This window comes from Hoeflea sp. Naph1, from assembly GCF_046837775.1.
Lineage (GTDB): Bacteria > Pseudomonadota > Alphaproteobacteria > Rhizobiales > Rhizobiaceae > Hoeflea.
In genome coordinates, this window is sequence record NZ_CP177286.1 from 2415080 (window position 1) to 2429331 (window position 14252).

Sequence of the window (14252 nt, forward strand, 5' to 3'; positions counted from 1 at the left end):
GTGAAATTGGTTGAGCGTCGCCCGTTAAACCGGGCTTTGCACAACCCCTTTGCCGCCTTCAGCCTTGACAAAATCGGTCGGTCATGCGCTTTTCCGCGCGATTTTGACCGTGCGCGAACCGCACCGGACCCGAGCCATCGCTTCCGCTGATCCGCCGGACCCAGCCATCGAGGATATGCCATGCACCGCTACCGTTCCCACACCTGCGCAGCTCTCCGCAAGGACGATACCGGTGCCAATGTCCGCCTTTCGGGATGGGTACACCGTGTGCGCGACCATGGTGGCTTGCTGTTTATCGACCTGCGCGATCATTACGGAATCACCCAGGTGGTTGCCGATCCGGATTCGCCCGCGTTCAAGACCGCCGAAAAGGTTCGCAGCGAATGGGTGATCCGTGTCGACGGTGTCGTCAAGGAACGCACCTCCGACACCATCAATTCCAATCTCGATACCGGTGAAGTCGAGGTTTTCGCCCAGGAAATCGAAGTGTTGTCGGCGGCCAAGGAACTGCCGCTGCCGGTGTTCGGCGAGCCCGATTATCCCGAGGATGTGCGGCTCAAATACCGTTTTCTCGACCTGCGCCGCGAAACCCTGCACAAGAACATCGTCAGCCGCACCAAGATCATATCGGACATGCGCCGACGCATGGAAGGGGCGGGATTCACCGAATTCTCGACGCCGATCCTGACCGCCTCGTCGCCTGAAGGCGCACGCGACTTCCTGGTTCCTTCGCGCATTCATCCGGGCAAGTTCTACGCCCTGCCGCAGGCGCCGCAGCAATACAAGCAGCTGATCATGGCCTCCGGCTTTGACCGCTATTTCCAGATTGCGCCGTGTTTCCGCGACGAAGACCCGCGCGCCGACCGGCTGCCGGGCGAGTTCTACCAGCTTGACCTGGAAATGAGCTTTGTCGAGCAGGACGAAGTGCTTTCAACCATGGAACCGGTACTGCGCGACATTTTCGAGACCTTTGCCGAGGGCAAGCCGGTCAGCCAGACATTCCCGCGTATTGCCCATGCCGAAGCACTGCGCAAATATGGTTCTGACAAGCCGGACCTGAGAAACCCGATCGAAATGCAGGCCGTGACCGAGCATTTCGCCGGTTCCGGCTTCAAGGTGTTTGCCGGCATGATTGCCAACGACCCCAAGGTCGAAATCTGGGCAATCCCGGCCAAGACCGGCGGTTCCCGCGCATTTTGTGACCGGATGAATTCCTGGGCACAGGGCCAGGGTCAGCCGGGCCTGGGCTACATCTTCTGGCGCACCGAAGCCGAAGCGCTGGCCGGCGCCGGCCCGCTCGCCAAGAACATCGGTCCGGAACGCACCGAGGCTATCCGCACACAGATGGGCCTGGAAGACGGCGATGCCTGCTTCTTTGTCGCTGGCGATCCCACGAAATTCTACCGCTTCGCAGGCGATGCCCGCACCCGGGTTGGCGAAGAACTGGAACTGGTCGATCACGCCCGCTTCGACCTGTGCTGGATCGTCGATTTCCCGTTCTATGAATGGGACGAGGAAGCCAAGAAGGTGGAGTTTGCCCATAACCCGTTCTCGATGCCGCAGGGCGGCATGGAAGCGCTCGAGAACCAGGATCCGCTGACGATCAAGGCCTATCAGTACGATCTGGTGTGCAATGGCTTCGAGATTGCCTCGGGCTCGATCCGCAACCAGTCGCCGGAACTGATGGTCAAGGCCTTCGAAATGGTTGGCCTCAGTCAGGCCGATGTCGAGGAACGCTTTGGCGGGCTCTACCGGGCATTCCAGTATGGTGTGCCGCCGCATGGCGGCATGGCTGCCGGTGTTGACCGGATCGTGATGCTGCTGGTGGGCGCCAAGAACCTGCGCGAAGTCACGCTGTTCCCGATGAACCAGCAGGCCGCCGATTTGTTGATGGGGGCACCGAGCCAGGCCTCTCCGGCCCAGTTGCGCGATCTCTCGATCCGCGCCATCCCGCCCAAGGTCGAGTAGGCCAAAAGTCGGCCGTAGCCGGAATCAAGACACGAAAAAGCCCGGGTAAGCTATTGTTTGCCCGGGCTTTTCTATGCGCATTCAGAAAACGATGCCTATCAGTCTTCCGACGCCGGTTGATCCGGAGTCAGATCGAGAAGATCCTTGTCCTCTGTGGATTTGGCCTTGGCCTTGGCCTTTTCCACAGGTTTGGCTTTCGCCGTGGGCTTTGCAGGTGGCGTCGGCTTTTCGTCGGTCTTGGCCTTGAAGCGGATCATGCGATGGGTCCAGTGCGGGCAGGAGAACAAGGTCCCGGGCGGGAATCGGTGCCCGTCGAACCTTGGAGTGGTAAAGCCCATCTTGCGCCGGGCGCGCGCCAAGGGCAACACAATCCGGTGCGCGCGTTTATCTTTCGCACCGCGCATTATCTTCGCTGACGTCGCAAGGCTGATCGGTCAGGTAGAAGGCCCGGCTCTCTCGCAAGCCGGGCCTTCTGAAGTTGGGTGCATAACAGCAGCAGTCAGTCGTTCGCCGTCACCTGGACATTGAGCAGGTCGACCAGCGAACGCGGGTCGCCCATGCCGGCGCCCATGATCACCGGCACGGCCACGGGCGATGCGGGCTTGGCCGAAACGGTGAGGTTGCCGGGATTGTCGAGATAGATGTTGGCGGCAGCGGAAATCTGCTGCTGCAGGGCAGGGATTCCCAATTGACCGAGCATCAGCGGCATCATCCCCTTGACCGCCTGACGCATTTGCTCGCCAGAAATGCCCTGTTGCTTGCCCGCATAAGCCAGCGCCTTTTCGGTCACCGACGCATCGTCAAAGCGGATTGAAGCCGAGTTGAAGGTCAACTGCTGCAGCATCCCCAACATCGCAAATCCCATTGCCTGCTGGGCCGCCTCTGCATCGGGATTGGCGGCAGCAGCGGTCTGAGCTTGCTCCATTGCCTGAATGAATTCCATGGTGTAACCGGAAATTTCAAGCTGTACGGCGAGCTTTCCGACGTCATTGAGTGTGAGCCCGTATTCGTTCAATTTCACCGTGCCGCTTTCGACATCCCAGTTGGCGTCGAGCACAAGATCGCCGGTCAGGGTCTCGTAGCCGAGATCATTCAGCATCTGCCTGGGCTTGAGATCGTCGATCTGCTTGATATCGGCGCGAAGTCCGGTGCCGTTCAGCGTCACACCGACTGTGGAATCATCGTCGGCCCGGTTCACCTCAAGCTCGATGCCTGACATCGAGAACACCTCGTTACCCTCGCGGGTTACCTTGAGCGGACCAGTCGACATGCTTTCGTAGAACAGGATGTTGTCGAGCGTGTCGTAAGTCATGGTTTCGGGAACAAACAAACCACCGATTTCGATATCGACAATCGACAGATGGCCGCCCTCGTTGGTGACGTCGACATCGGGAAACTTTACCAGTTCCACAGAATAGGCGCCGTCATCCTCTTCTTCGATGCCTTCAAAGCTGACGTCGCCGAGTTCGACCGGCTGTTCGCCGCCCGGTGTCAGGCGCACGGATTTGAGCACGACGGTGTCGCCATCCGCCTCGATGGCGCCAAAGGTCATCTTGGTGCCGCCCTGGCTGCCGATGGCGGCAACCTTGGTGGCGAAGTCGTCGGTGTCGAGCGCGAATGCAACGGAGGAATAGGCGCTCAACGAGACGACCATCGCCGATGTGGCGGCAGCGCGCGCCATATGTGAGTAGATCCTCATAGATAATTCCTTCCGGTATCCCTGGGGGGCAGCGCCCTGATTGCGAAAACGATCAATTCGGACATTAGCGTTGGCTGGGGGGAGCCGTCCACAGTTGAGCAGGGTCTAAGCGGCAGAAAAATGGCGCTCCCCGAAGCCGCGGTGAATCTATACAAAGCCGCATCTGGCCTGCCTCTTGCCCCGAATCACCCCTTCCGGTAACCCGACGCCATGGGAAAAAGCCTGCTTCCGCCCGGTGGTGGCGATGATATTCAACCTGTTGATCTGAAGAAAGCGCTGGAAGAGCGCTATCTGGCCTATGCTTTGTCTACGATCATGCACAGGGCGTTGCCCGATGTGCGTGACGGCATGAAGCCGGTCCATCGCCGCATTGTCTATGCGATGAGCGAGATGGGGCTCAAGTCAGCCGGGTCATTCAAGAAATGCGCCAAGGTGGTTGGTGAGGTGATGGGTAATTTCCATCCCCACGGCGACCAGTCGATCTATGACGCGCTGGTGCGGCTGGCGCAGGATTTCGCCGTGCGCTACCCGTTGGTCAACGGTCAGGGCAATTTCGGCAATATCGACGGCGATAACGCCGCGGCCATGCGCTACACCGAATCGAAGATGACCGCGGTGGCGGAATTGCTGATCGAGGGCATCGGCGAAGACGCGGTTGATTTCCGCACCACCTATGATGAGGAAAACAGCGAGCCTGTGGTCCTGCCGGGCGCGTTCCCCAATCTTCTCGCCAACGGCGCCACCGGCATTGCCGTCGGCATGGCGACCTCGATCCCGCCGCACAACGCAGCGGAACTCTGCGACGCCGCGCTGGCGCTGATCCGCAAACCCGATGCGACAGTCGAAGATCTTCTGCAATATGTCGAAGGCCCGGATTTCCCCACCGGCGGCATTGTCATCGACAGCCGCGAATCGATCCTCGAGGCCTACAAGACCGGCCGCGGTGGCTTTCGCGTTCGGGCCAAATGGGAGACCGAGGACACCGGCCGTGGCGGTTACCAGATCATCGTCACCGAGATGCCCTACCAGGTGCAGAAATCACGGTTGATTGAAAAGATCGCCGAACTGCTGATCGCCCGCCGGCTGCCGCTGCTCGACGATGTGCGTGACGAGTCGGCTGAAGATGTCCGTCTGGTGTTGATCCCCAAGAGCCGCTCGGTTGATCCGACGCTGCTGATGGAATCGCTGTTCCGGCTGACCGAACTCGAAAACCGCATTCCGCTCAATCTCAACGTGCTGTCGATGGGCAAAGTGCCCCGCGTAATGAGCCTGGCGGAAGTGCTCAGCGAATGGCTGGCGCACCGCCGCGAAGTGCTGCAGCGCCGTTCGCGCCACCGGCTGGCAGCGATTGAGCGCCGGCTGGAGCTGCTGTCGGGCTTTCTCATCGCCTATCTCAATCTCGACGAGGTGATCCGCATCATCCGCGAGGAGGATGAGCCGAAGCAAGAATTGATGAAGACCTTTGAGCTGAGCGATGTTCAGGCCGAAGCGATCCTCAACATGCGGCTGCGGTCGTTGCGCAAGCTTGAAGAGATGGAAATCCGCAAGGAATTCGATGGCCTGACCGGCGAGAAGGCCGAAATCGAATCCCTGCTCGCATCAGACGCCAAGCAATGGCAGACGGTTGCCTGGGAAGTCGGCAATGTCCGCAAGACCTTCTCCAAAGAAACTGCACTTGGCGCCCGCCGTACCAAGTTTGCACAGGCACCGGTTGCTGATCTTGCCGCCATCGAACAAGCGATGATCGAAAAAGAGCCGATCACCGTGGTGATATCCGAAAAGGGCTGGATCCGCGGCATGAAGGGCCATCTCGCCGATCACGCTGCGTTGCAGTTCAAGGATGGCGACGCGCTGAAATTGGCGTTTCCGGCGCACACCACCGACAAGATCGTCGTCGTTACCACCGGCGGCAAGGCCTATACGCTGGGTGCCGATAAACTTCCCGGCGGCCGCGGCCATGGCGAGCCGCTCAGGATCATGGTCGACATGGACAATGACCAGGATGTGTTGACGGCTTTCATCCATGACCCTGCGCGCAAGCTGCTGTTGGCCTCAACAGTCGGCAACGGCTTCATTGTCGCCGAGAAGGACATGGTCGCCAATACCCGCAAGGGCAAGCAGATCATGAATGTCAGCCTGCCGGTCGAGACCCGGCTGTGTGTTCCGGTGACGGGCGATCATGTCGCCATCATCGGCGAGAACCGCAAGATGCTGATTTTCCCGATTTCGCAATTGCCGGAAATGAGCCGCGGCAAGGGTGTGCGGCTGCAGCGCTACAAGGACGGTGGCGTTGCCGATATCCGCTGTTTTGCGATGGCCGATGGCCTGACCTGGGAAGATAGCGCCGGTCGTGCCCATAATCGCCAGCAGGCTGAACTTACCGAGTGGATCGCCGACCGCGCGACCGCCGGCCGAGTGGTGCCGAAGGGCTTCCCGAGGTCAGGCAAGTTCAGTTGAACCGATACGGCCGCATCACACGCCGATGCGGCCGAAGCCGGGAAGCTTGATGCCCGGCCGGGCGATGTCGATGCCGAACACCAGCCCTCCCAGTCGCACTTCAAGCCCGTACAATTCGCCCAATGCCACCCCGGCATAGCCGCCCAGCGACAGTTCCAGATTGCGCCAATCTTCCGACAAGGTGACAAAATCGCCGAATGGCCGGTAGTCGCGGCCAATCGCTTCGGGAGGCAGTGTCGTGTGAAGCTCCGGCACTGAACGAAGCACGTAGGCGATAAAGGAATTGGAGTTCGGCCCGGGCCAGATGCTGTAATCGCCGCGCTCGGCATGCGGATAGCCTGCAACTGCTGCCTCGATCTTCGGGATCAGCTTCTCGGCTGTCGCACCATGCAGCGCCAGCAGAATTTCCGGCTCGTTCGAATACCAGCGGCCATCGGCAGGATAGTTGTTGATCCGGATCGGGCTGCCCCAGCCGACCTTGTCGTAGCGGGTGTAGTGAGCCTCTTCAGGGGCCTTGGTGACGATCCAGCTGTGCACGGCCAGCGCGCCTTTCAGGCCGCCGGTTCTGGCGGTCATCACGTAAATTGCGGCAGGTGTATCGCTGCCAGCGGTGGGCAGCAGTCCCGATGACGACCAATCCGCGGTGCGCCAGGACCCCGGCTGCGAACTGGCAACCCGTACCCCGAGCGACGCCAGCGCCGGCAGGATGAAACAGAGAAAAATGAAGGCGACGAGCTTTTTCATGACGGGCGGCGCGGATCCTGTGTGCTCAGTGAGCGACCCAAGCACGCTTGTGCGACGACATTGCGGCCATGCGCCTCACACAGGATGCCGCGGCGCCAGCGTGCGCACGGCGCGCCGGTGTTCCAGTAACCGCCACACTGAATGTCCGACCAGAGCTGTGATGATGATCGCCCCGCCAATCAGCCCGATCATGGTCGGCGCCTCGGCGAAGATCATCCACACCCAAATCGGCGCCAGAATGGTTTCAAGCAGATAGAACATCGCCACTTCCGGTCCGGAAATGTAGCGCGGGCCGGTGGCCAGACACCAGAACGAAATCGGGATGACGATCAGCCCGTTGAGCACCAACCAGACTGGCGCCTCCACGACCAGGCCGGAAACGCCGCCGACCATGGTAAATCCGACGATCGCCGGCACGAGCGCCCCCAACAGCGGCGCAAAGCCCATGTCGGTGCGCGCCTTGCGGCTGAAGGTAATGGCGCTGGCCAGAATCAGGCTGGCTAAAAGCGCATACAGATTGCCGGCCAGATTGCCGGCCTTGATGCCGTCGGAAACAATCAACAACACGCCAAACAGCATCACCAGCATGGTCGCAAATGTCTGGGGTTTGGGTTTTTCACCCACCAGCCACCAGGCCAGCAAGGCCGAGAACATCGGATTGAACGCCAGTATGAACACCAGGTTCGCCGTGGTGGTGTTGAACACCGCCAGCAGGAAGGCGATCGAGGCGAGGCTGTAGAGCGATACCACCAGCAGGCCGGCCTTTCCCGGGATCAACGGTATTTGCCGCTTGAAGACAAACCGGATCACGCTCCAGGCAATCAGCGCCGCCAGAAAGGTCAACGTACTTCTGATCGTGAGTGCCGACCAGGCGTCGCTTTGTGAAAGCCTCAGCAACGGGATGTCGATGGTCAGCATCATGCCGCCAAACGCCGTGATCATGATGCCCTTGCGGTGGTCGGCTGCTTGCTGGAGTTGGTCCTGCATGAACGAATTGCCCCAATCTGCGTCTGATGTTGCGATCCCTGCCATAGGCGGTGCAACGGACGGAGGCAAGCCACCCACTTGCCCGAAGCTCTTGCTTTAAAACATGAAGAGTGCTGCCAGCAGTGGCCGAGGCGTAATGCGCCAATCAGTCCTGGTAGAGTTTCCAGCCGTTGGCCAGAAGATGTTCCTGTGGCAGGAAGCGGGTCTTGTATTCCATCTTCCGCGAACCTTTGACCCAATAGCCCAGATAGACATGCGGCAGGCCCAGCGCCTTGGCGCGCTCGATATGGTCGAGGATCATGTAGGTGCCCAGCGACCGGGCGGTCGCATCGGGGTCGTAGAAGGAATAGACCATCGACAGCCCGTCGCCCATCCGGTCAGTCAGCGCCGCACCGACCAACGGCCCGGTGGGAAATTCCTGCAGGCCATCACCCTCGGCCTTTACCCGGTATTCGATGATACGGGTGTCGACATGCGAATCCTCGACCATCATGGCGTAGTCGCTGATGCTCATGTCGGCCATCCCGCCGCGCTTGTGGCGGCTGTCGAGATAGCGCCGGAACAGCTTGAACTGCTCGTTCGAGGGTTCGGCGTGATATTCGGTGGCCACCAGATCGGCATTGGTTGCCATGTTCTTGCGCATCGACCGGGTCGTTTTGAACTCGGCAGCCAGGATCCGTACCGAGATGCAGGCGCGGCAGGTTTCACAAGCTGGCCGGTAGGCAATATTCTGCGACCGGCGAAATCCGCCCTGGGTCAGAAGGTCGTTCAATGCCGGGGCCTTTTCGCCGACCAGATGGGTAAACACCTTTCGCTCGCTCTCGCCTTCAAGGTAGGGGCAGGGCGACGGCGCGGTCAGAAAAAACTGCGGTGAATTGACTGTGTGGTTTGTCATGCCAAGAATTCTAAGCGGATCATAGTCCGTAGTACCATGGCGCAAGTAACGAAAAGGTCAACCAGATGATGATCACAAGCGGAGTGCCTGCGCGCAGAAAATCGCTGAACCGGTAATGGCCGGGGCCCATCACCAGCAAGTTGGTCTGATAGCCAATGGGGGTGGCAAACGAGGCATTGGACGCGAAAATAACGGCAGCAATAAACGGGGTAGGAGGCACGTCCATGGCGGCGGCAATGCCCAGCGCAATGGGTGTAAACAACACCGCGGTGGCGTTGTTGGACAGCACATTGGTAAGCGCCGCCATGACCAGAAACAGTGCCGAAAGGATCATGCCGGGTGACGCGCCGTCCATCACCGACAGCGTGGTCGAGGCAATCAGCCTGGCTCCGCCGGTGGCCTCGAGCGCCGTTGCCAACGCCACAGACGACCCTACAAGAAGGAATATCTGCCGGTCGAAGGCGCGCGCCGCCTGCAGGATCGACAGGCAACGTGTCACCAGCATCAGCACAGCACCACAGATTGCCGCCACCACGATCGGCACGATCGACAGCGCCGAGGTGATGACGATGGCAGCGAAGATCGCCACCGCCACGCGTGCCTTGCGCGATTGCGGCACCGCCACCGCCGAGTGTTCCAGAAGCAATAGATCGTGGTTGCCGCGAAGCTGGGTGATTTCCTCCATCGCGCCGCCAATCAGCAGCGTGTCGCCGGGTTCGAGCCGGATCGCCGACAGCGCCGAACGCGCCATCCGGCTCTTGCGCTGCACGCCCAGCACCGACAGACCAAACTGCGCCCGCAGGCCCGACAACTGGATGGTTCGCCCGGCGTAGCGCGAACCCGGCGAGATCACGGCTTCCGCCAGATGGTAGTCCGGTCCCGGCGGCGGTTCGTGGGCGCTGTCGTCGGAATCTGCGACGTCAGCGTCTCGCCCGGCACGGCCGCGCGCCAGCGCCTTGGAGAAGGCGCGCCGGGTTCCGGTTACCACCAGCGTGTCACCCGCTGACAGGGTCAGATCCTCAAATGGCGGCAGGAACGGTGCATCGCGGCGCTGCAACAGCTTGAGTGTCAGATCGCCAAGCCCGGGAAACATGCCCGCCTTGGCCGAGATTCCAACAAAGGGATGATCACGCGTCAGTGTGATCTCGCCGATGAACTGTGCCCCCGATTTGGCGCCGGCTGACAACTCCGCCTCGCGTTCGGGCAGTAGCCGTGGCAGCACCACAAGCACATAGATGCCGCCGACCAGCGCCAGGATTACTCCCATTCCGGTGATGTCGAAAAAGCCGATCTCGTAGCCATAATCGCGGGCAACGCCGGCAACCAGCAGGTTGGTCGACGAGCCGATCAGTGTCGTCATGCCGCCCAGAATGGTGATGAACGAGAGCGGAATGAACACCCGGCTTGCCGAAATTGAGCGTTGCGCGGCCAGCACCACCAGAATCGGAATGAAGATCACCACCACCGGCGTGTTGTTGAGAAACGCCGAGATAACCCCCGCACCGACGAGAATGAACAGAATCGGTCGGAAGCTCTTGGTGCCGCCCATGCGCCCGAGCCGGCGCGCCGGCGCTTCCATCGCATCGGTGGCAAACAGGCCTTGGCCAACGATCAGCAGCGCGATCACTGTAGCGAGTGCGGGATTGGAAAAGCCCGACAGCAGCCGGTCGATTCCCAGCGGCTGACCATCCGCGCCGATATAGGGCACCACACCGAACACCACCAACACTGCCGCCAGCGACACCAGCGAAACGATCTCCATTGCCCAGCGCTCGGAGGCATAGGCGACAATCGTTGCTGCGATGATGACGAAGATGGCGACAAGGTGAAAATCTGGCATTAATGCGTAGCGACCCCCGAGGCGCGAGTTACCCTTCACATTACCGTGCCGCCCGGCCATACGCCTAGGGCGAATATTCTCAACCTGCAGTTTCCCGCGAAACGCGCGGCGCGAGAATTGCCAAGCAGGTGAAACCAGAAACCCAAGCGTAAGAAGGGTGACAGGGCGGCGTTTGGAGCGGCTTCTGGCCTATCCAAGCTGCGTCAGCAGCGCCTCGACCCTCGCTTTGGTCTTGATGATGGCTTCATGCTTGACCGGGCCATAGCCGCGGATTTCCATCGGCGCAGACAGTATTTGCGTCCACACCGCGATGGTTCCGGCATCGATTTCGCGCGTGCAGCGGTCGATCAGCGATTCGAACCAGCCAATAAGCTCGCGCTCCATCTTTCGTTCCGCAGTATGGCCGAATGGATCGAAAATGCTGCCACGCAACCACTTGCAGCGTGCCAGCAATGAAAGCAGAGGCCGGATAGCCGGACCGAAACGGCGTTTCAGTGGCCGGCCACGCGCGTCCTTCTCGCTGCCGATCATCGGCGGCGCTAGATGATGCACGACGCGAAAATCACCTTCGAAGCGTGCATTGAGGCTCTGAACGAAACTCTTGTCGCTGTGCAGCCGTGCCACTTCGTATTCATCCTTGTAGGCCATCAGTTTGAACAGCGATTTTGCTGCCGCCACCGAAAGTTTCTCACCGGTTGCCGGCGGCAGTTGCTTTGAAAAGTCTGAAATTTGGCGGCGGTAACGAGCCGCCCAGGCCTTGTCCTGGTAGGACTCGAGAAAGGCCGCCCGGCGTTCAATGACATCGTCGAGCGTCGTGGCGAAGTCCGGCGGCGGAGCAAGATGCCGTTCCAGTGCCCCCGGATTTGCCTCCATCAGCCGTCCACACAAAAATGCCCGCTTGTTGTCCTCGATGGCGACATTATTGAGCTCAACGGCCCGCATCAGCGCGTCCAGCCCCACCGGCACCAGCCCGCGTTGCCAGGCAAAGCCCAGCATCATCACATTGGCAAACACGGCGTCGCCAAACAGCGCTTCGGACGCCCGGTTGGCATCAAATGCGGCGACATTGCCGGCGCCAACTGCGGTTTCGATGGCGGCTTGGCGTCCACCGATGTTGAGATCCGCGTCGCGTCTGAGCACCAGATCACCGGTTGGCATTGAGGCAATATTCAACGCTATCTTCGTGCCGCCCCGATAGCTCGCCGATGCCTTGGGCGAGGACGAGACCACCACATCGCAGCCGATCACCGCATCCGCCGACCCCTGATCGATGCGCACCTGGTTGATCTCATCGGGCGCGCTGCCGATCCGCACGAAACTCAGCACTGCGCCGAATTTCTGGGCAAAGCCGGTAAAATCGAGAATGCTTGCGCCCTTGCCTTCCAGATGCGCCGCCATCGAAATCAGCGCCCCGACCGTGACAACGCCGGTGCCGCCAACGCCAGTCACCAACAGGTTGAACGGCGCATTGAGCGCCGGCAGGGCGGGCAGGGGGATCTCGCCGGCAAGCCGGGACAGATCGATTTGCGCAGGCTTCGGCTTGCGCCTTGTGCCGCCCTCGATAGTGACAAAGCTCGGGCAGAACCCATTGAGGCAAGAAAAATCCTTGTTGCAATGGGATTGGTTGATCTGCCGCTTGCGGCCGAACTCGGTTTCCCTGGGTTCGACGCTGAGGCAATTGGATTCGGTCGAGCAATCGCCGCAGCCCTCGCAGACCAGTTCGTTGATGACCACGAATTTCTTCGGATCCGGCAATTGTCCGCGTTTGCGGCGGCGGCGCTTTTCCGTGGCGCAGGCCTGTTCATAGATCAGGATCGACACGCCGGGAATTTCACGCAATTCGCGCTGCACGGCGTCCATATCGGCACGCCCGTGGATCGACGTCCCGCGCGGCAGATCGGCGGTCGAAAATTTCGCCGGGTCGTCGGACATCAGCGCGATCCGATCGACGCCCTCGGCGCGGCAGATATGGGCGATGGCCGAAACGCTGACCGGCCCATCCACCGGCTGGCCACCGGTCATGGCGACTGCGTCATTATAGAGGATCTTGTAGGTGATGTTGGCGCCTGCGGCGATTGCCTGGCGGATCGCCATCGAACCTGAATGATACCAGGTGCCTTCGCCCAGATTCTGGAAGATGTGATCCTTGCCGGTAAAGCGCGAGGAGGCCGCCCAGTTCACACCTTCGCCGCCCATCTGGATCAGCGACGAGGTTTGCCGATCCATCCAGCTGGCCATGAAATGACAACCGATGCCGGCCAGTGCCTTGGAGCCTTCGGGCACTTTGGTCGAGGTGTTGTGCGGGCAGCCCGAACAGAAATAGGGGGTGCGGGTGGCGCCGGGATCGTTGAGCAGGATAGGCGGAGCGCCTGTGAGCTGAGCGGCGCGGGCTGCAAAATTCTCATTGCCAAATATGCCGTCGAGCCGTTTGGCGATCAGCGGCAATAACTGCCGGGGCGAGAGTTCGCCGGTCCAGGGGATCAGTCTGCGCCCGGTCTCGTCGTTCTTTCCGACCATGCGCTGCGGCTTGTGGCCGGGCCAGTCATAGAAATATTCCTTGAACTGACTTTCGATGATGCCGCGTTTTTCCTCGATCACCACCACTTCACGCTTTTCCCGCACGAAATCGAGCGCCGCCCGCCGTGCCAGCGGCCAGACCATGCCGACCTTGTAAATGTCGATGCCGAGCGCCCGGCAGCGCGCCTCATCGAGTCCGAGCAACCTGAGCGCTTCCATCAGATCGAGATGCGCCTTGCCGGTTGTCACAAACCCGAACTGTGCGTCGCTGACGCCATAGATCGTCCGGTCGATCGGGTTGGCCTCGGCAAAGGCCAGCACCGCGTGCTTCTTGGCCTCCATTCTTTCCTCGATCTGCGGGCCGGGCAGGTCGGGCCAACGGTAATGCAGCCCGGAAGCGGGGATCTGAAAATCCGGCGTGGAAAACACACGGTCGGGCTTGAGCATGAACGAGCTTGCCGCCTCGACCGTCTCCGAGATCGCCTTGAAGCCGACCCACATGCCCGAATAGCGCGACAGCGCGTAGCCATATTCGCCAAATTCGAGATACTCCGAAACGCTGGCCGGGTTGAGCGTCGGCATGAACCAGGCCATGAAGGCAACGTCGGACTGGTGCGGCATCGACGATGAGACACAGCCATGGTCGTCGCCCGCCGCCACCAGTACCCCGCCATGCGGTGAGGAGCCGTAGGCGTTGCCGTGCTTGAGCGCGTCACCGGCCCGGTCGACGCCCGGACCCTTGCCATACCAGAAGCCGAACACGCCCTCGACCTGGCGCCCGGGATTGGTTTCCACCTGCTGCGAGCCGAGCACGGCGGTGGCAGCCAGATCCTCGTTGACGGCGGGCAGAAATTCGATCCCGGCTTCAGTCAGAAGCGGCTTCTGCCGCCACAATTCCATGTCGAGCCCGCCCAGCGGCGAGCCGCGATAACCTGACACGAAACCACCGGTGTTGAACCCGGCCTCGCGGTCGCGCCGCGCCTGGTCAAACAGAACCCGCGCCAGCGCCTGGGTGCCGGTCATGAACACACGCCCTGAGGCAAGCGTGTAGCGGTCGGACAGTTGGTAGGCCTGGGCAGGTGCGGGCTGGAATGTCATCGGCGGTCTCCTCCACCATCGATTTTAGCACCAGCCAACAGACAGGA

At 60.8% G+C, this 14252-nt stretch carries 9 protein-coding genes; 2 read left to right on the forward strand and 7 right to left on the reverse strand.

Features of this window, described 5'->3' with window-relative positions:
• Positions 1-180 precede the first annotated feature (180 nt).
• A complete protein-coding gene (gene aspS / locus ACK6D9_RS11430) occupies positions 181-1968 on the forward strand; it encodes an aspartate--tRNA ligase (protein WP_412048619.1) in 1788 nt (595 codons plus the stop codon).
• A gap of 98 nt (positions 1969-2066) precedes the next feature.
• On the opposite strand, the gene ACK6D9_RS11435 is transcribed toward aspS, so the two are convergent.
• Positions 2067-2225 (reverse strand): hypothetical protein, encoded by a 159-nt coding sequence (locus tag ACK6D9_RS11435; RefSeq protein ID WP_412048620.1) that lies wholly within the window; start codon positions 2223-2225, stop codon positions 2067-2069.
• A 242-nt stretch (positions 2226-2467) separates the two neighbouring features.
• A complete protein-coding gene (locus tag ACK6D9_RS11440) occupies positions 2468-3667 on the reverse strand; it encodes a hypothetical protein (RefSeq protein ID WP_412048621.1) in 1200 nt (399 codons plus the stop codon).
• A gap of 210 nt (positions 3668-3877) precedes the next feature.
• Between ACK6D9_RS11440 and parC the strand changes: the two genes are divergently transcribed.
• On the forward strand, positions 3878-6124 hold the full coding sequence (parC, locus tag ACK6D9_RS11445) for a DNA topoisomerase IV subunit A (protein WP_412048622.1): 2247 nt from the start codon (positions 3878-3880) through the stop codon (positions 6122-6124).
• A 15-nt stretch (positions 6125-6139) separates the two neighbouring features.
• On the opposite strand, the gene ACK6D9_RS11450 is transcribed toward parC, so the two are convergent.
• The 5 genes from ACK6D9_RS11450 to ACK6D9_RS11470 form a co-directional block, all read right to left on the reverse strand.
• Positions 6140-6868, reverse strand: coding sequence for a DUF3750 domain-containing protein (locus ACK6D9_RS11450; RefSeq protein WP_412048623.1), 729 nt, complete (start codon positions 6866-6868; stop codon positions 6140-6142).
• Between the two features lie 75 nt (positions 6869-6943).
• Positions 6944-7855, reverse strand: a complete 912-nt coding sequence (locus tag ACK6D9_RS11455; RefSeq protein ID WP_412048624.1) for a DMT family transporter — start codon at positions 7853-7855, stop codon at positions 6944-6946.
• Positions 7856-8000: 145 nt separating this feature from the next.
• Positions 8001-8750 (reverse strand): arginyltransferase, encoded by a 750-nt coding sequence (locus ACK6D9_RS11460; protein WP_322990729.1) that lies wholly within the window; start codon positions 8748-8750, stop codon positions 8001-8003.
• A 19-nt stretch (positions 8751-8769) separates the two neighbouring features.
• On the reverse strand, positions 8770-10590 hold the full coding sequence (locus ACK6D9_RS11465; protein ID WP_412048625.1) for an SLC13 family permease: 1821 nt from the start codon (positions 10588-10590) through the stop codon (positions 8770-8772).
• Positions 10591-10779: 189 nt separating this feature from the next.
• Complete coding sequence (locus ACK6D9_RS11470; RefSeq protein ID WP_412048626.1) at positions 10780-14205, reverse strand: indolepyruvate ferredoxin oxidoreductase family protein; 3426 nt, start codon at positions 14203-14205, stop codon at positions 10780-10782.
• Positions 14206-14252: the final 47 nt, after the last annotated feature.